The 18,280-nt window shown below is 60.2% G+C and carries 16 protein-coding genes; 10 read left to right on the top strand and 6 right to left on the bottom strand.

The genetic code is table 11. The annotated features are described in order from the left end of the window. Nucleotides 1-17: 17 nt before the first annotated feature. The 8 genes from ACM5SV_RS00540 to ACM5SV_RS00575 all read left to right on the top strand — a co-directional run bounded on the left by ACM5SV_RS00540 (nucleotide 18) and on the right by ACM5SV_RS00575 (nucleotide 8,122). The gene (locus ACM5SV_RS00540) at nucleotides 18-848 is read left to right on the top strand and encodes an NAD-dependent epimerase/dehydratase family protein (protein WP_003562638.1); all 831 of its coding nucleotides are present in this window, start codon (nucleotides 18-20) and stop codon (nucleotides 846-848) included. Then, on the top strand, nucleotides 845-1,801 hold the full coding sequence (locus ACM5SV_RS00545; RefSeq protein ID WP_017996300.1) for an SMP-30/gluconolactonase/LRE family protein: 957 nt from the start codon (nucleotides 845-847) through the stop codon (nucleotides 1,799-1,801). Before ACM5SV_RS00540 ends, ACM5SV_RS00545 begins: the two co-directional genes overlap by 4 nt. Continuing rightward, a complete protein-coding gene (locus ACM5SV_RS00550) occupies nucleotides 1,798-2,751 on the top strand; it encodes a dihydrodipicolinate synthase family protein (protein ID WP_003562642.1) in 954 nt (317 codons plus the stop codon). Before ACM5SV_RS00545 ends, ACM5SV_RS00550 begins: the two co-directional genes overlap by 4 nt. Before the next feature lie 146 nt (nucleotides 2,752-2,897). Further along, on the top strand, nucleotides 2,898-4,484 hold the full coding sequence (locus tag ACM5SV_RS00555; protein ID WP_003562644.1) for an ABC transporter substrate-binding protein: 1,587 nt from the start codon (nucleotides 2,898-2,900) through the stop codon (nucleotides 4,482-4,484). Between the two features lie 6 nt (nucleotides 4,485-4,490). Then, complete coding sequence (locus tag ACM5SV_RS00560) at nucleotides 4,491-5,588, top strand: ABC transporter permease (RefSeq protein WP_012755516.1); 1,098 nt, start codon at nucleotides 4,491-4,493, stop codon at nucleotides 5,586-5,588. 4 nt (nucleotides 5,589-5,592) lie between these two features. Next, nucleotides 5,593-6,528, top strand: a complete 936-nt coding sequence (locus tag ACM5SV_RS00565; protein WP_003562648.1) for an ABC transporter permease — start codon at nucleotides 5,593-5,595, stop codon at nucleotides 6,526-6,528. Beyond that, nucleotides 6,525-7,382 carry an ABC transporter ATP-binding protein gene (locus tag ACM5SV_RS00570; protein ID WP_012755515.1) on the top strand — a complete coding sequence of 286 codons (858 nt, stop codon included), beginning with the start codon at nucleotides 6,525-6,527 and terminating at the stop codon, nucleotides 7,380-7,382. The genes ACM5SV_RS00565 and ACM5SV_RS00570 overlap by 4 nt, the downstream gene beginning before the upstream one ends. Then, on the top strand, nucleotides 7,379-8,122 hold the full coding sequence (locus ACM5SV_RS00575; protein ID WP_003562653.1) for an ABC transporter ATP-binding protein: 744 nt from the start codon (nucleotides 7,379-7,381) through the stop codon (nucleotides 8,120-8,122). Before ACM5SV_RS00570 ends, ACM5SV_RS00575 begins: the two co-directional genes overlap by 4 nt. Before the next feature lie 42 nt (nucleotides 8,123-8,164). Here the strand turns inward: ACM5SV_RS00575 and ACM5SV_RS00580 are convergent, their stop codons facing one another. The 4 genes from ACM5SV_RS00580 to ACM5SV_RS00595 all read right to left on the bottom strand — a co-directional run bounded on the left by ACM5SV_RS00580 (nucleotide 8,165) and on the right by ACM5SV_RS00595 (nucleotide 13,560). Next, entirely contained in the window at nucleotides 8,165-9,010 is an 846-nt protein-coding gene (locus ACM5SV_RS00580; RefSeq protein WP_419424882.1) for an alpha/beta fold hydrolase, read from the bottom strand. A 443-nt stretch (nucleotides 9,011-9,453) separates the two neighbouring features. Then, nucleotides 9,454-9,843 (bottom strand): GFA family protein, encoded by a 390-nt coding sequence (locus ACM5SV_RS00585; protein ID WP_012755513.1) that lies wholly within the window; start codon nucleotides 9,841-9,843, stop codon nucleotides 9,454-9,456. A gap of 184 nt (nucleotides 9,844-10,027) precedes the next feature. After that, a complete protein-coding gene (locus ACM5SV_RS00590; protein ID WP_222016235.1) occupies nucleotides 10,028-12,037 on the bottom strand; it encodes a methyl-accepting chemotaxis protein in 2,010 nt (669 codons plus the stop codon). Nucleotides 12,038-12,447: 410 nt separating this feature from the next. Continuing rightward, nucleotides 12,448-13,560, bottom strand: coding sequence for a hypothetical protein (locus ACM5SV_RS00595; protein WP_012755511.1), 1,113 nt, complete (start codon nucleotides 13,558-13,560; stop codon nucleotides 12,448-12,450). Between the two features lie 264 nt (nucleotides 13,561-13,824). Here ACM5SV_RS00595 and ACM5SV_RS00600 point away from each other — a divergent pair, with 264 nt between their 5' ends. Both ACM5SV_RS00600 and ACM5SV_RS00605 read left to right on the top strand, forming a co-directional pair. Further along, nucleotides 13,825-14,445, top strand: a complete 621-nt coding sequence (locus ACM5SV_RS00600) for a hypothetical protein (RefSeq protein WP_012755510.1) — start codon at nucleotides 13,825-13,827, stop codon at nucleotides 14,443-14,445. Between the two features lie 112 nt (nucleotides 14,446-14,557). Continuing rightward, nucleotides 14,558-14,761 carry a cold-shock protein gene (locus ACM5SV_RS00605; RefSeq protein ID WP_003550088.1) on the top strand — a complete coding sequence of 68 codons (204 nt, stop codon included), beginning with the start codon at nucleotides 14,558-14,560 and terminating at the stop codon, nucleotides 14,759-14,761. A 357-nt stretch (nucleotides 14,762-15,118) separates the two neighbouring features. Here the strand turns inward: ACM5SV_RS00605 and ACM5SV_RS00610 are convergent, their stop codons facing one another. After that, a complete protein-coding gene (locus tag ACM5SV_RS00610; RefSeq protein WP_003562665.1) occupies nucleotides 15,119-16,744 on the bottom strand; it encodes a GMC family oxidoreductase in 1,626 nt (541 codons plus the stop codon). Continuing rightward, on the bottom strand, nucleotides 16,741-18,270 hold the full coding sequence (locus ACM5SV_RS00615; protein ID WP_003562666.1) for an FGGY-family carbohydrate kinase: 1,530 nt from the start codon (nucleotides 18,268-18,270) through the stop codon (nucleotides 16,741-16,743). Before ACM5SV_RS00615 ends, ACM5SV_RS00610 begins: the two co-directional genes overlap by 4 nt. Nucleotides 18,271-18,280: the final 10 nt, after the last annotated feature.

Below are 18,280 nucleotides of genomic sequence, written 5' to 3' on the forward strand. Positions count from 1 at the left end.
TAATGGGAGGAGAGACGATGAAACGGGTCGCTGTGACGGGTGCTGCCGGACGTGTGGGGACGCTGCTGCGCCCGCTTCTTCGGTCGCATTTCGAGCACCTCAGCCTGATCGATTTGCAGGAGCCTGACGGGCTTGGCGAAAACGAGACTTTCGTCAGGGCCGACTTTACAAAGCTCGACGAGGCGACGGCTGCGCTGAAGGATATCGACGGCGTCGTCCATTTGGCAGGTATCGCAAGCGGCATCGACATGAACGCCATTCTGCATGCGAACGTGCTTGGGACATACAATCTCTACGAAGCGGCGCGGATCAACAAGGTCCAGCGGGTCGTCTATGCATCGAGCAATCATGCCACGGGCTTTTATCCGCGCGGCCAGCTGGTGTCGCCGCTCGACCCGATGCGCCCCGATAGCCCCTATGGACTTTCCAAATGCTGGGGCGAACTTGTGGCGGGGCTTTATTACGACACGTCAGGCATTCGCTCTCTTTCCATCCGCATCGGCAATGCGGGCACCTATCCCAATAGCGAACGATCGGTTGCGATTTGGATCAGCGCGCGAGACCTGGCGCAATTGGTCAGGATCGGCCTGTCGCACCCGTTGATCGCAGCAACAGTGGTCTACGGCGTTTCGGACACCGAAGAGATGTGGTGGGACAACGGTCTGGCGGCACGATTGGGCTACCAACCACAGGACCGGCCGCGTGATCACGCCCGCATCGAAGAGGGATCCGAAGGGCCGGTCGCGCTGGCGTTCCAGGGAGGCGGGTTCTGTGAGATCAATCACGACGGCACCATCCGCATGCGCGACGCCGAGGGTCTGGCCAAGAGCCTGGAGACGGTTGAATGACGGCGCCTCGGATCATCCGCCCGGACGTCCGCTCCGTGAGCGAGCAGCCGCTGACGGTCGGTGAATCGCCGGTATGGGACGACGAGACCGGCACTTTGTGGTTCGTCGATATTCTGGCGCCAGCACTCGTTCGGCTCTCGGCTTCAGGAAAGAACGACCGCTTTGAGATGCCGGCCGCCATCGGCGCGCTCGGGCTTTGCCGCGATCAAAGGATCGTCGTGGCGCTCCAGACAGGCGTCCATCTCTTCGATCCCGTCTCCGGAGATTTCGAGTTTGTGTCCGATCCGGTCGGACGCGACATCAATTGCCGCCTCAACGATGGAAAGGTCGGTCCCGACGGGCACTTCTGGATCGGCTCGATCAGCGAATCCAAGCCACAGATCGATGAGGCCGCACTTTTCCGCGTGGGCGCCGACGGCAGCACGCGGACCGTGGCCACGAAACTGACGAGCTCCAATGGCCTTGCCTGGTCGCCGGACGGCCGGCGGATGTATCATTCCGACAGCCGGCAATGCTTCCTGCAGGCATTCGATTTCGATCCTGATACGGGCGACCTCGGCGATGGGCGCCGGCTTCGCAGCTTCACGGAAGACGAGGGTCGGCCGGATGGAGCGACAACCGATCGTGACGGGTTCTACTGGAGCGCCGGGGTTTCCGCCGGTCACCTCAACCGTATTTCGCCTGAAGGCGACATCGTCGAAATCTACATTCTGCCGGTCGCTGCACCGACGATGCCGTGTTTCGGGGGGCCGAATCTGCGCACCCTCTACGTCACGAGCCTGTCGACAGACCGCACCGGACGTTTCGAGGCGGGGAAGGTCATCGCCTTCGATGTGGATGCAGAGGGCCTGCCGCCGTTTCGCTTCGGGGCCAATCATCCCTCCGGGATGGCAGCGGCCGATCACCCTTCGGGTGACGGCGGATTGATGAAAGATAACGGGGAAGAAAGATGAGCATCGCAACCATGCGCAAGGCGCTTACAGGCGTATCGGGTGTTCCCGTCACCGCCTATGACGGCAAAGGTGAAGTCGAACCACGGATCACGGCGAAAGTCTATGAGCGGGTGGCGGCAGCCGGCATTCACAACATCGTCGCTGCCGGCAATACCGGGGAATTCTATGCTCTGACGCCGCAGGAAATCCGGATCGTCCATGAGGCGGCGGTTTCAGGCGTCAACGGCAAGGCGCCGGTGACGGCGGCAATCGGCCGGTCGCTGCGCGAGGCGATCGGCATGGCGAAAGATGCGGCGACGATCGGCGCATCCGCCGTCATGTCTCATCAGCCCGTCGATCCTTTCGCAGCACCTTCGGCCCAGATCGACTATTTCTGCAATCTTGCGGATGCTTCCACCCTGCCGCTCGTCGCCTATGTCAGGGCAGAAGGTTTCGGCGTCGACGATATCATTCGTCTCGCAAACCACGGCAATATTGCCGGCATCAAATTTGCCACGACCGATCTGATGCTGCTTTCCAGAGCGATCGCTGCGGCCGATCCGGCCGGCGCACTGTTCGTCTGCGGCCTGGCGGAGAGTTGGGCGCCGACATTTACGGCTGCGGGTGCGCGCGGCTTCACATCCGGCCTCGTCAATGTCGCACCGCATCTGTCGCTTGCCGTTCACAATGCGCTCGAAAGAGGAGACTTCGGCGCGGCCAGGGCTATCGTCAACCAGCTTGAACCATTCGAGCGGATGCGGACGAAATTCCGCAATGGCGCGAACGTGACTGTCGTCAAGGAGGCCGTCACCTATTCCGGCCTCGATGTCGGCCCCGTGCGCGTGCCGGGATTGCCGCTGCTCGATCGGCACGATCGCGAGGAACTCCATCGGCTGCTTCAACGCTGGGATGCCGCCGGTAACAACCAGATCGATCCACACCAGCAGGATTCCGCAAAGGCGGCCGGCTGAGTTCAACACGAGCGCGGCTCAACTTTTCATGGAAGCGCAGAGCCGCTCTAACCCTTTGTTTTTACGCAATTTCGCACGGAACATCGCTTCGCACTTTTCCTGGAATTGCTCTATTTCCGCCAACAACAGGATTGGGAGGTCTTGAGATGCTGAGACAAGTACTGACAACGATCGCAATTACCGGCGCCATGATGACGGCGCAGCCCAGCTTCGCGGCGTCGCCGCCCAATATGCTGGTGATCGGCACCAATCTCACCGGCATAAGGACGCTCGATCCGGCGCAGAACAATGCCCGCACGGTTTCCGAACTGATCTCGAATATTTACGACAATCTCGTGCAGCTGTCGCCGGACGACCTTAAAACGCTGAAGCCGATGCTCGCGAAGCAATGGAGTGTCTCGGCGGATGGCAAGATCATCACGCTGACATTACGCGACGACGCGGTCTTCCAGAGCGGCAACAAGGTCACCGCCGAGGATGCGGCCTGGTCGATCCAGCGCGTCATCAAGATGGGCCAGGTCGGCTCCACCGACATCGCGCTCTGGGGCTTCACGCCTGAAAACGTCGAAAAGCTCGTTCGCGCAAAAGACGAACACACGCTCGAGATCGAGCTGCCGCAGGCGGTCAATACCGATCTGGTGCTCTATTCGCTGGCGGGCTCGTCGATCGGCATCGTCGACAAGAAGACGGTACTGTCGCACGAGGCAAACAGCGATTTTGGCGGCGCCTGGCTTTCCGCCAATTCCGCCGGCAGCGGCCCATTCAGCCTGGCGCAGTGGCGGCCGAACGATGTCGCGATCTTCAATGCCCAGCCGAAATATTGGGGCGGCAAGCCGGCCATGGCCCGTGTCGTTGCCCGTCACATCCCGGAATCCGGCAATCTCCGGCTTCAGCTCGAAGCCGGCGACGTCGATGTCGGCCAATATGTTTCAAGCGGCGACCTCGATGCGCTCGCCACCAAGAAGGACATGGTCATCGAGAATGTCCCGGGTCTCGGCTTCTACTATATCGCCCTCAATCAGAAAGACCCGGATCTGCAGAAGCCAAAGGTTCGCGAGGCCTTCCAGCATGCCTTCGACTGGAAAGCGATCTCCGGCAACATCATGCGCTATACGGGCTTTCCCTGGCAGTCGATGATCCCGCGCGGCATGATCGGCGCTCCCGGTGAGGCGGCGGTCCGCTACGATTACGATCCCGCCAAGGCCAAGCAGTTGCTGGCGGAAGCCGGATATCCCAATGGCCTGAAGAAGGTGCTCAATCCGTCGGGAGCCGCGACCCTGCCCTTCGCCGAAGCGCTGCAGGCGAGTGCGCGCGCTGCCGGCCTTGATCTCGATCTCGTGCCCGGCGAGTTCACGCCCGCCTTCCGCGAGCGCAAATTCGAAGTGCTGCTCGGCAATTCCGGCGCCCGCCTGCCCGATCCCTTCGCGGTCGCCACGCAATATGCCTTCAACCCCGACAATAGCGACGAGGCACGCCTCGGCAGCTATTACCTCTGGCGCACGGGCATGAAGGTGGACGAGCTCAACACGCTCATCGACCAATCGATGAAGGAGCGCGACACGGAAAAGCGCACAGACATCTTCAAGAAGATGGATGGCATCTATGCCGGCATGGCTTCGCCGCTGGTCATCTTCTTCCAGCGAACCGACCCCTATGTCATGCGCGCCAACGTCAAGGGCTATCACGGGCATACGACATGGTCGACGCGCTGGCATGACGTGACCAAGGAGTAGAACGCCGTGGCGAGCGCCGATCTGACATCGAAGTCTGAGAGCAGCCGTGGTTCCACGGAGGGCGGGTTCGCCGAGGCGGCCCCGCACCCGGCGCTGAGCCTGCTGCGGCGCCTGGCGGGACGCGTCGTGGCAGTCGTGACGACGCTGCTTGGCCTGCTCTTCCTGACCTTCTCGATGGGCCGCCTGCTGCCCGCCGACCCGGTGCTCGCCATCACCGGGGCGGAGGTCAGCAAGGATGTTTACGATCGCGTCTATAACGAGCTGGGTCTCGGGCAGCCGATCTGGATGCAGTTCCTCTCCTACGTCGGCAAGATCGCCACAGGCGATCTCGGCATGTCGGCGACGACGGGCCAGCCGATCCTCACCGATCTCCTGACAATCTTTCCCGCAACGATCGAACTTGCGATCATCGCCATGATCATCGGGGCGATCGTCGGCATTCCCTTAGGGATCACCGCCGCGGTCAGGCGGGGAACCGTTATCGACCACATTGCGCGGATCGTCGCCCTTGCCGGCCACTCCATCCCGATCTTCTGGACCGGGCTGATGGCACTCTTCGTCTTTTATGCGAAGCTGAAGCTCGTCGGCGCCTCGGGCCGGATCGATGTCTTCTATGAAGGCCTCGTCACGCCGATGACGGGCTTTCTCCTGATCGACGCAGCGATTCAGGGCCAATGGGACGTGTTTTACAACGCCCTTGGCCACATCATCCTGCCGGCCGCCATCCTCGGCTACTATTCCGTCGCCTATATCAGCCGCATGTCGCGAAGCTTCATGCTGGAGCAACTGAGCCAGGAATACATCATCACCGCCCGGGCCAAGGGGCTTGGCACCCGCAAGGTGGTCTGGCGCCATGCATTCAAGAACATCCGCGTACAGCTCCTGACGATCATGGCGCTGACCTTCGGCGGGCTGCTCGAAGGCGCGGTGCTGATCGAGACCGTCTTCGGGTGGCCGGGGCTCGGCCAGTACCTGACGCGGGGGCTGCAGATGAACGACATGAACGTGGTCATGGGTTCGGTGCTGACGATCGGCGCCGTCTTCCTGACGATCAACATCCTGTCGGACTTCCTTTATCGCATTCTTGATCCGAGGACACGGTGACGCCATGACGATCTCCTCTGAGCACGCAGACAGCGTCAACACCGGCGGCCTCCGCAACTGGCTGCTCGCACCGGAGCCTCGAGGCTGGTTCCAGTCATCGGCGCAGCAGATTCATCAAGGCTGGCGGAAATTCAGCCTGCACCCGCTTGGTCTGGCGGGACTGGCCATTATCCTGCTGCTGATCGCCGTGGCGCTGGCCGCACCCCTGCTGACGAGCTACGATCCGATCGTTCAGGACATGGCCGGGCGGCTTGCCGCGCCATCGGCGAGCCATTGGCTCGGCACCGACAATTTCGGCCGCGACGTCTTTTCCCGGGTGATCTATGGCGCCCGCACGACGCTCTACATCATCATGCTCGTCACGGTCATCGTCGCCCCGCTCGGCCTGCTGATCGGCACCGTCTCAGGTTATTTCGGCGGCCTCGTCGACGAAATCCTGATGCGCGTCACCGATATTTTTCTCTCCTTCCCCGGTCTCGTGCTGGCGCTGGGTTTTGCCGCAGCGCTCGGTCCGGGCATCACCAATGCGATCATCGCGATTTCACTGACGGCCTGGCCACCGATCGCGCGTCTTGCGCGCGCCGAGACGCTCAGCCTGCGCAAGGCGGATTACATCGCCGCCGTGCGCCTGCAAGGCGCGACATCACTCGCGATCATCACTCGTCACATCCTGCCGATGTGCATTCCCTCAGTGATCGTCCGCGTCACCCTCAATATGGCCGGCATCATCATCACTGCCGCCGGTCTCGGCTTCCTCGGCCTCGGCGCGCAGCCGCCATGGCCGGAATGGGGGTCGATGGCCGCCAGCGGACGTGAATTCATGCTCGACAGCCCCTGGGTCATCGCAGCACCCGGCATTGCCATTGCGCTCGTCAGCCTCGCCTTCAACCTCGTCGGCGATGCGCTTCGCGATGTTCTCGATCCCCGAGGTTCAGAATGACAGAGCCCTTGATCGATATTCAAAATCTCGAAATCGCATTTGGCGGCGGACAGGTGCGGGCCGTGCGCGGCGTGAGCTTTTCGCTTGGTCAGGAAAAGCTCGGAATCGTCGGTGAATCCGGATCGGGAAAGTCGACCGTCGGCCGCGCCATCATGAAGCTGCTGCCACCGACCGCCATCGTCAATGCCGAGCGGATGCGGTTTCGCGACGTCGATCTGCTCAAGGCGAACGAAAAAACGATGATGACGATCAGGGGCCGGCGGATCGGCCTGATCCTGCAGGACCCGAAATATTCGCTCAATCCCGTCATGCGGATCGGCGAACAGATCGCCGAGACCTACCGCTTCCATCATCCGAGGGTGAGCAAGAGCAAGACCTACAGGCAAGCGCTCGATATGCTCGAAGCCGTCCAGATCCGTGATCCCGAGCGTGTTGCCCGCCTTTACCCGCACGAAATCTCGGGTGGCATGGGTCAGCGGGCGATGATCGCCATGATGCTGATTGCCGAACCCGAAGTGCTGATCGCAGACGAGCCGACGTCAGCGCTCGACGTGACGGTGAGGCTCGAGATCCTGGCACTGCTCGACGAGCTCGTCTTGCGCCGCAATCTCGGTCTGATCTTCATCAGCCACGACCTCAATCTCATCCGGAATTTCTGCGATCGCGTCCTCATCATGTATGCGGGGCGGGTCGTGGAAGTGCTCGAAGCGCGCGATCTCGACAAGGCCCGACATCCTTATACGCAAGGATTGTTGGCATCCCTGCCGACGATCGAAGATCCCCCTGCCCGGCTGCCGATCCTTAAACGAGATCCGGCCTGGCTTGAAGAATTCGCATTGGAGCCGCCGCGGTGATTAAAATCGACAATCTTACGGTCCGTTTCGGACCCGGGCAGCGGCCTGTCGTTCGAGACGTAAGCTTCGCCATCGAAAAGGGAACTGCTTTCGGTCTGGTCGGCGAGTCCGGCTGCGGGAAGTCCACTGTCTTGAGGGCGCTTTCCGGCCTCAACGCCAACTATGACGGCCGGATCGAGCTCCACGGCGAGCCGTTAAGTCAACGGCGCAGTCGGCCATTCTTCCGCCGGGTGCAGATGGTGTTCCAGGACCCCTACGGATCCCTCCATCCCCGCAAGACCATCCGCTCGCAGCTGAAAGAACCGCTGCGCAACCAGGGCCTCGATACGAATTCCGTCGACGTCAACGCCGTCCTGAGATCGGTCGGCCTCGATCCGGCGCTGAGCTACCGATTTCCGCACCAGCTCTCCGGCGGCCAGCGCCAGCGCGTGGCCATCGCCCGCGCGCTGATGCTGAATCCGGACGTTCTGCTTCTCGACGAACCGACATCGGCGCTCGACGTGTCAGTTCAGGCCGAGATCCTCAATCTCCTCCAGGATTTGCGCGTCAATCGCGGTCTGACCTATCTGCTCGTCAGCCACGACCTCGCCGTCGTCTCGCATATGTGCAGCCGCGTCGCCATCATGGAAGCGGGCGAAATCGTCGAACAGGTCGATGTCGGCGCCCTCCGAAGAGGTGCGGTCGAACACCCCTATTCGCAACGCCTGCTGCGCGCGAGCCGGATGTACGGAAGGGCGTAGCTGTTGGTCGGTGGGCCCCTGCCTGCTTCTTGATGCCACAAGCTACCGACCGCAATGGGCTTCGATAGCAGAAGTGATCTCCTGCCAATCCTGGAGATGAATTTCGTGGCCACCGCCTTCGAGCCGAATGAGCTTTGCTCCCTTGACGGTTCGTGCCAGCAATTCGCCGTGCTCAACGGGATAAATCGGATCAGCCGTTCCGTGTATGACAAGGAGCGGCGCGGCAAGTTCAGCCAGTTTGCTCCTTAAGGTCTGGCCGCCCTTCACCATGAAATGATTGGTAGCGCTGACGAAGTTTTGGGCCCGTTTGACGTCACGTTCAACAAAGGCGCGCGCCTGCCGTTCATCGTAAGGGTGCGCCGAACCGGCGATCATCTGGGTATCCTTGACGAGGAATTCGATCACCTGGGCATTGTCTGTCCAATCGACGTTCTCACCCGTCGCTGCGTGCTCCATGTAGGCGTCGGTAGTGTGGGGTAGAGCACTGGTATCAACGCCCACCGGCGTGGTGGAGATCAGTGTTAGTGTCTTGACGCGCTTCGGATTTGACAGTGCCGCGATCTGGGCGATCGTGCCGCCCAACGACATTCCAATCAGATTGGCGCGATCTATGCCGTAGCCATCAAGTACCCTTGTGGCGTCCTCGGCCATGTCGTCCATCGCATAGGGCGGCTCCCCCGGCGGGTAGATCGTTGAGCGGCCGGTGTCTCGATTATCGTAGCGGAGGACATAGAACTCGTGATCAGCAAGCTTTTGGCAGAATCCGTCCGGCCACCACAACATGGAAGCCATGGCGCCCATGATGAGCAGGATCGGCTCATGCGCCGGATTGCCGAAAGCCTGAGTGGCAATCTCGACGTCGTCAAACTTGATCATACGTTCAGTCACTTGGCGGCATCCTTTATTGGCTTGGATGAGGCAGCGAAAATCGCAGGCCTTCTTATCTGCAGGCTTCCACGCGAACGCCACTCGACGTCTGCATGTTCCCTATCCTGTGGCTAAGGTGGGTGGTGCCGCATCGGGCATATTGAGTATGACGGTCCCCAAAAACCATTTTCGCGGCATAAGGTGGTCCAAGCGGATTCAGGTCAGGGTTCCGGGGACGGAATATCGCCGGCACGTGGGATCTCCACATCGCTACTCTGCTAGGTCGGGATGACTATGTCTTCATCTCTGCTAATCTCGAACTTCAGGTTTCAGGGTCAGCCGCGACGGCGATGGATGGCACACGTTTTATGCTCGCAGACCAGAGTGATGCACACGTCTTGCAACGTGCCTTGATGTCGATCGATCAAATGACATGCACGCCGAGGGAGCGAAATCAGCAGGCGTCAGATCTTTTGCTGAGGGATGTCTATTGATACCCATGCGTGGCGGTTCTCATCGTAAACCGCCTGCGATGGCTCCAAGTCTCGCTTCTCGTCGAAACAGCCAAGTGCGACTGCTGTTAAACCCGGCCTGAACTCCGGTTTCCAAAAAACGGTCGAACCGCATGTGGGACAAAAATGGAATTCGATCAGCTTCCCGCTATCACCCGATCTCCTGAAGGTCGAAGACAACCCAGTTTCCTCGGTTGTTTCCGATGCAAAAAAGACCCCTACCCCAAAGCTTGATCCTGTCCGGCGTTGACAAGCGGCGCAATGGCAGACGGAAATTTTTAGGGGGTTTCCACGTGCGATGATGGAAAGTGCACCACACGAGCATGAAGCTCTTCTTTCCACGTAGGACCCCACTCTGTTTGAAGCCTTGGCGCCGTTCGCAGCGACAGAGCTAATGGCGGCTATTTCGGCCACCCGCGCGGATAAACGATGTCTGCACGGACGGAAGAGGTTCGAAACATAGTGGCGTCGGAACATTCCGACGCCACATCAGCATTTCTGACGCCGTGTCAGTACCCACGTAATCTCAACTTGCTCGGGCGTGTCTTGCACGGACCGCAGTTGCCAGCGTCTGATGCGGCGAGGGTGAAAGAGCGTGATGATGGGTGACGCTGGCTGCAGCAGGATTGCGGATGTTACGCGCTCCTACGTTAAAGCGGGAGATCAGTCTGGATAGCGTGACGACTTCTTCCGCAAGTCTGCTGGTACTTGCGGTGGCCTCTTCAACCATCGCGGCATTCTGTTGCGTGACCTGGTCCATCTGATTGACGGCAGTGTTGACTTCGGCGAGACCGGTTGCCTGCTCCCTTGCCGCGGTCGCAATTGAGTGGACGTGATCGTTGATTTTGGTGACCTGTGTTTGGATCAGGCTCAAGGCGTCTCCTGTAGCGGTCACCAAGCTAACGCCGGTGCGTACCTCTCCGCTTGAACGGGTGATCAGTTCCTTGATGTCCTTTGCGGCGCGAGCAGAACGCTGAGCAAGCTCGCGAACCTCTTGCGCGACAACGGCGAAGCCCTTGCCGGCCTCACCCGCGCGGGCCGCTTCGACGCCTGCATTCAATGCAAGCAAGTTCGTTTGAAAGGCGATCTCGTCTATGACACTGATGATCTGACCAATCTCGCCGGAGGCCTGTTCAATAAGACCCATGGCGGCAACAGCATCACTGACCACCGCACTCGATTGATCTGTGCTTCGACGCGCTTCGCCAACCATGTGACTGGCTTCCGATGCTCGATCCGTAGAATTCTTAACCGCCGATGTGATCTCCTCAAGCGCTGCAGCGGTTTCCTCCAATGAAGCAGCCTGCTGTTCCGTTCGTTTGGACAAATCGCCGGCCGCATCGCTAAGTTCACCGGTCCCAGAATTGATTGTGTCGATCGCGGTACCGACTTCCGCTATAACCGTTCGAAGACCCTCCATCGTCGCATTCACATTGCGCTTTAGCTCCCCAAAGGCCCCCTGAAATTCGCCTTCCATCTCCTCGGTGAGATTTCCCTCCGCCAGCGCCGCGATCACACGTTGGGTCTCACTGACGCCCCGATGAACAGACGTCACGAGCTCATTGACGCTTCCCGCGAAACGATTGAGGTCCGGACTATCATAAGTCGTCTCAATTCTTTTGGTGAAATCTCCCGCCACCGCCGCCGCAACCACCTTCGAAATATTTGATGAGAGGTCCGCGCTCTTAGCGTGCAGCGCAGTTTCCTGGGCGTTGAGATGGCGCATCCTAATGCCGTTCTGCTTGAACACTTCCACCGCACCCGCCATAGCGCCGATCTCGTCAGGTCGGCTGGCGAACGGTATGATTGTCTCAAGGTCGCCGTCGGCCAGTTGTTTCATACTGGTGGTCAACTTCCCGATTGGGCGAGCGATCGCCCTGGAACCAAAAATAGCTGACCCGATGAGGGTCATCACCACTAGACATCCCGCTCCGAGACTAACCTGCATCGCCAAGCTAGATGCTGTTGCCATCTGCTGACCTGCTTCGTCCGCTTTCCCTTTGGCCGCTGTTACACACTCGTCGAGCAACGATCCGATTTCATCGGCAATAGTCAGGAGCTTGACTTGAGCGGACCTTTCCGCGCTGGCAGCCTTGGAGCCGTCGGCTGAGTTGTCCAACTTCGCGTCGATAGCGGTTGAAAGCCCCCCGAACTCGGTCATCCACTGACTTGTCAATTCGGAGATCTTTGACACTCGATCCTTATTGGTCTGGAGCGTTATACTGGCGCTCGCGCTTGTCAGGTATTTGATGACCGACTCATGGCGCTTGGCGACATACTCGCGCGCCTTCGTCGCTTCGGCCGAGCTTTCCGCGAGGCGCAATTCCATCATTCCCATCATCATGCCGCGTAGCGACGCTTTCGCATCAACCAGGTCACGGGAAATGACCAATTGCATCCGGCCGAAATCGGAGCTCTTGCCGACCGAGGTGCCCCCGACCCAGACCGCCACCAGCAAGATCGCAACCATGAGAATGGCGGCTGCGGACATGGCGGTTAACTTGGCACTTATACGGGTAAAAAGTTTGGGCGGCATTTCGATGCTCCTTGGCGCACGGGACGACCGGCTCCCGGCTGCTGCGATTGGTCAACAAGCTGGACAAACGTGCTCCAGCCGTACTTTGCATTCGGGTTCCCAACACCAACTCCCACACGCAACGACGCTGTGGTGGTTATTTAGAATTATAGTAATGAGCTTAAGTTTCTGTTGAGGCTGTGGGCGACGGTCTGTGGTGGGTTTTTCGCGGATCATCGAGGCATGCAAAAATCGGTAGATCGCCCAGTTGCTACCGATTGAGCCGCGAGAGTGGGTTACGGTGCGCGCAACCGAACGGGGCACCTACAACCGTGCAGAATTGTGCCGCTTTGGCCGGCCGCTTCCACGCGCGCAGCCGATTGCCCCTACCGATGATGAGGGCGCCCGGTCAAACAGCGGGCGCCATCTTTTTATTTCCAGCTCGTATAATCGTCGGCGACGCAACCAAACGGCGCGCGACCCTGACCAAACCGCTTCTTCAGTTGCTCGCATCCCCACTCGTTCAACGGCGCTGGCATGAGATTGTTGATGTCCATGCCAGGCGATTGGAATGCTGTCGGGGAAGTCGTGATGTACCAGAGCCAGAAGCCGACCACACCGACGACCATCAGAAGCAACACACCGAAGAAAAACTTCACCCGCTTCCAGATCGATACCGTCCTTTTGGTGTCTTCGATCAACACCGGAACGCTCTGATCGCGTTCTTGCTGATACGCGAAAGGTGCAAGAGCTGCGGTGCGTTCTTTATCCGTAAGCTCCACACGCTGCAGCCGATCGTCGAGAAGCACCGGCAGGGCAGTATTGCCGTGCCTCACGGCCAATCCGATCGCCTTGCCATTGGCTTCACCGACGATCAGAGGCTCCTCTCCATCCTTCATGCGCGTGTAAGCCGATCGCCCTGTTTTGTCATCGGCAATCTTGTCGTTGTAGGTGATGGAAAGGACGCCGCGTTTGCGGTCGAATGCGGTGATCTCGACCGGGACAGGGGTCAGCATGGCAGGCCGAAGCAACTGGCCCTTGACCCGCCAAATGCGGATGGCGAGAAAAATCATCCCCAGGCCCATGCCGCCAAGCAGGACGGCAAACACAGTAAGCGTGATGATCCGGTTCCAGAGCATGTCCAGACCCAGGCTCATCGTCGCAAGTTCCGGGTGATCGGCTGATATCACCAGACCCGTTTCATAGTCGCCGGTATGGAAATCGACGAACATGACCTCGACTTCGGTATCGTAGTCTCGTCCACCGTAGCTGTAGACCAGGCGTGCCTCGCAATCGGTAAAGACTGCCTTGCGTGTCGTGCATCGCCCATTTTGCACGTCGCCATTTTCGAGCGTCAAAGGGTTCTGGCTGATCTGGAAATCGCGGATCACACCTGGTGCTTCCGAGACGAATAGAAAGCCAGCCAGTGCCAGGATAATGGGCGTTGACCAAAAATAAGCATTCGGCGTGGAGATGACGTTGCGCGCCAACGAGAGCGGGCGACCAGGAAGAACAAGCGAAATCAAAGGCGTCGGCCCCCTCATATGTGACAGCCCCGTGGGCTGGCAAAGTTTCTGTCGGCGGCCCCCTATGCAGCAGTTCAAAACGCAACAACCTCCTTTGCGCATCTCAAGACGCGCGGCGCTGTAGCGGAACTGAAGCCATCCCAGCCGGCTCGCACAATCTCATTGTGCAAGACCGATCTAAAGCTTCAGGCGGTAGATCGGCAATCCCTTTCAGCGTGCGTGGGCATCATTGGCCCGTTGATCTTGTTGAAAACGTCCGCGCCGTGTTGGGAACGCGATCGAATGCCGCCCATACGGAACCAAATCATCGTCGAGCGGTTATATGACACCCTCCTCCTCGAAGAGCCGAGCGTCATGATGCGGATGTTATGCGGCCCGAAAGTTAGCCAGATGTTTAAGATCCTTGCCTGCGCAATCGCCGCTGCGACGGCGTCAATGCTCACGGCCGGCGCCGCCCACGCCGACGAATCCGCCTTCCTCAAAACACTGGCGGGAAATTGGAGCGGTAACGGTACGGTGAAAGTGCGAACAAACGCACCCACCATTAAAGTCACTTGCCGCTTCAAGTCGGACGCGAATGCAAGTTCCCTCGCACTCAATGGACGCTGCACCAGTCTCGTCGTTTTTTCCCGTGTCATCAGCGCTAACCTCAAGGCCAGCGGTGACAGCTACACCGGCTCCTACGTGGGCGCGGGCACCGGCACCGCGGGTCTAGGCGGAAAGCGCGCTGGTAATGCCATAAGCCTCGCGATCAAATGGGCAAAAGAGGTCAATGGCGACCGCCGTGCGCAGATGACGATCGAAAAAACCGGGGCATCGGGCATGCGCCTCACAACCGTCGATACCGACCCCGCTACAGGTCGATCGGTTGTTACGAGCCGCATTGACCTTCGTCGGAGCTGATATCTTTTTACATTCAAAGAGCCGTCGGCGTGCTAAAGGGTTGATAGAGAAGCCCCGAAGCTATAGTTTCGCCTTCGCAAATCGCTGAACGACACAAGGAAATAGTTATCTCATGCCGACAGGTACCGTTAAATTCTTCAATGACGACAAGGGCTTCGGCTTCATCACCCCTGAGGGTGGCGGGCAGGACGTTTTTGTTCACGTGTCTGCGCTGCAGAGCGGCGGGTCGCTCCGCGAAGGCGACAAGGTCAGCTTCGAAGTTGGACAAGATCGCAAGACCGGAAAATCGAAGGCTGAGAACGTCTCGACTCTCTGATCAAAAATGGCCCAACCTGCATTGAGCGGGTTGGGCTCATCATTACGAGCCGCAGGCGCGAATGCCTTCGTACTCTACAGCGCGGCGCGATTTTTCATATTCGCTCTTCGCGCTTTAGTTTTTTGTGCGCATGTCGTTGTCGGAAAACCGCTGCACAGTTGCGCGGTATGCTTTAAGCCGAAACGCCGCCAATCGAGGTCTGGGCGTGTCGTTTAACGTCAGCACCTTGGAAATTCCGAATAGTGACGACCCTCACGCCAGCGCAGTCGCGGCAAACTGAGCATTTTGTCTCTGAGAAAAGGATGTTCCACGCATTCGCTTTAGACAATGCGAGGAGTCATCACGGCGAAGAGCCCATCACACCCCTGATAGAATGCTTTCCGCGGCCTTCTCGGCAATCATGATCACCGGCGAGTTGGTATTGCCCGACACGATTGTCGGCATGATCGAGGCATCGACCACCCGCAGTTTCGCCAGCCCATGCACCCGCAATTGCGAATCAACAACCGCCATCGTGTCGCTGCCCATCTTGCAGGTGCCGACCGGATGGAAGATCGTCGTGGCGATATCGCCGACACGACGGATCAGGTCCTCGTCGGTCCGGTATTCCGTGCCCGGCAACATCTCCTGCGGCCGGTACTTGGCGATGGCACCGGCCTCCATGAGCCGGCGGGCGTGCCGGATCGATTTCGTCGCAACCATCCGGTCGCCGACGGTCGAAAGATAATTCGGGCGTATTTCCGGCGCCACCGAAAGGTTCGGGCCGCTAACATGCACGCTCCCCCGGCTCTCCGGCCGCAGATTGCAGACGGAGACGGTGACGGCGGGATATTTGTGCAGCGGCTCGCCGAGCCGGTCGGTGCTCAAGGGCTGCACGTGATATTCGAGATCGGCGGTCGCAACAGCCGGATCGCTCTTGGCAAAGATACCGAGCTGGCTCGGCGCCATCGACAGAGGCCCGGACCGGCGCAGCATATATTCAAGCCCCATGCCCGCGCGGGTGAACAGGTTGTGATAGAGCTGGTTCAGCGTCTTTGCGCCCTCGATGCGGAAGACCGTGCGGATTTGCAGATGATCCTGCAGGTTTTCGCCGACACCTGGAAGTTCGTGGACGACGTCCAGCCCAGCAGCCGACAACACATCCGGTCGACCGATCCCGGAAAGCTCAAGGATTTTCGGCGAATTGATCGCACCGGCAGACAGAATGACCTCGCGACCGGCGCGAGCCAGATGACTCCGTCCGTTCAGCCGGAACCGCACGCCGGTCACCATTCTGCCCTCGAATTCCAGCCGCTCGGTTTCGGCGCCGGTCAGCACACGCAGATTGGGCCGCTTCATCGCCGGGCGCAAGAAGGCCTTGGTCGTGTTCCAGCGCAGGCCGCCGCGCTGGTTGACCTCGAAATAGCCCGAGCCTTCATTGTCGCCATCGTTAAAATCGTCGGTCTTCGGGATGCCGAGTTCTTCGGCGGCATCGCGAAAGGCATCGAGGATCGGCCAGGACAGCCGCTGCTTTTCCACCCGCCATTCGCCGCCTGCCCCGTGCATTGGCGACTGGCCACGATAGTTGTCCTCGGATTTCAGGAAATAGGGCAGCACGTCGTCCCAGCCCCAGCCGGAATTACCCGCCTGCCGCCAGCCGTCGTAATCGGCCGCCTGGCCGCGCATGTAGATCATGCCGTTGATCGACGAACAGCCGCCCAGCACTTTTCCACGCGGATAGGGCAGTGACCGACCGTTCAGTCCGGCCTCCGCCGCCGTCCTCATCATCCAATCGGTGCGCGGATTGCCCATGCAGTAGAGATAGCCGATCGGTACATGCACCCAATGGTACCGGTCGCTGCCGCCGGCTTCGAGCAGCAGGACGCGGGTTTTCGGATCGGCCGATAGCCGGTTGGCCAGAACGCATCCCGCCGATCCCGCGCCGACGATGATGATGTCGTAGCTTCCCGCATCAATGGCTGCATCATTCACACGAATATTCACGCCGCTGCCCCCGCTGCCGCCGGGGGGACCGCCGTCAGACGCCGCCAGAGCGGTGCCATCGCTTCGGCGATATCCTGATAGAGAGCGTAGCGCCGCGCGTAATGCGCCTCAAGCGAGACATCCGGACGATAAAGCCTCTCGGTCCGGACCATGGCCGCAGCACCAGCGCCGAAGTCCGCGAAAATGCCGACGCCGGTTCCGGCCGCAATCGCCGCTCCCAGCGCACCGGTTTCACGCGAGCGGGCAACGCTGACCGGAACGCCGAGCACATCGGCAAAGATCTGCGGCCAGATCAGGCTGCGCGAGCCGCCGCCGGAGAGCACCGCTTCGTTGAACACCGCGCCGGCCTTTCGGATCGTCTCGATGTGCTGGCGATGACCGAAGGCGACCCCTTCGAGAAGCGCGCGAACGAGATGCCCCTTGGTGTGCCAACCGGCAATGCCATAGAAGCCGGCGCGTGCGTGGCCGTCCTGCTGGGCGCCATAGAGATAGGGATGGTAGAGCGGGTCGTCTGCCGTGGGCTCGATCGCCCCGGCCAGCGCGCAGCAGGCATCGAAGGGCGACACGCCTTCCGCATGCTCGCCTTCGAAGAACTCCCGCACCAGCCATTCGAGATTGGCCGCCGAGGTGGCGCTGTTTTCCATCGCCATGTAGCGGCTGCGATCGAAGGTCGAGGACATGAAGACCGGCCCGTCGAGGTCGGGACTATCGATAACGACCTGGTTGATGCTCCAGGTGCCGGCGATGATCGAGGCGCTGCCGGTGCGCGAAACGCCCGAGCCGAGCGCCGAGGCGACAACGTCGAACAGCCCGCCGACCACAGGCGTCCCGGCGGCGAGCCCGGTTTGCGCCGCCACCTCTTCCGTTACCGTGCCGGCAATGTCGGCGCTTTCGATGAGCGGCGGCAACAGGTCCATGCAATCGCCCAGCCCATAGGCCTCCATCAGTGCCTTGTCGTAGCGGCGCGCGGCAAGATCGAGCAGACCGGCCCCCGACATGTCGGACACCTCGCTGACGCGGCGGCCAGTCAGGCGGTTGACGACGAAATCCTTGGAGAAGAACACCGTACCGATGCGGTTGAACAGGTCCGACCGGTGACGCTTCAGCCAGGCAAGCAATGTCGGCGTCTGGGATGGCCACGGGCGCTGGCGGGCAATCGGATAGGTCCGGTCTCCAACGCCGGCTTCTCGCCATTCATCGACCAGCCCGGCCGCCCGTGTGTCGAGCGACTGGATGCCGATGAGCGGAGCGCCGTCGCGATCAAGCGCATAGAGACCGTTGCCATGCCCGGCGCAACCGATCGCGGCAATTTCCTCCGGCTGGATCTCTGCCTTTTCGATGCAAGCGCGGATAACCTGCCGTGCATTCGTCCAGAGTTCGTCCAGACCCCGCTCGACATGCCCCGGGCTCGGCATGCGGCTGTGTCCTTCTTCGGACGCAGCTGCGATCTCCTTGCCCGCCCGGTCGAAAATCACCGCCTTGATGACGGTGTTTCCGGCGTCGAGCCCCAAAAGATAGTTTCCCATGCAGAACCCT

This window comes from Rhizobium sp. CRRU65 (assembly GCF_048551595.1).
Classification (GTDB): domain Bacteria; phylum Pseudomonadota; class Alphaproteobacteria; order Rhizobiales; family Rhizobiaceae; genus Rhizobium; species Rhizobium leguminosarum_J.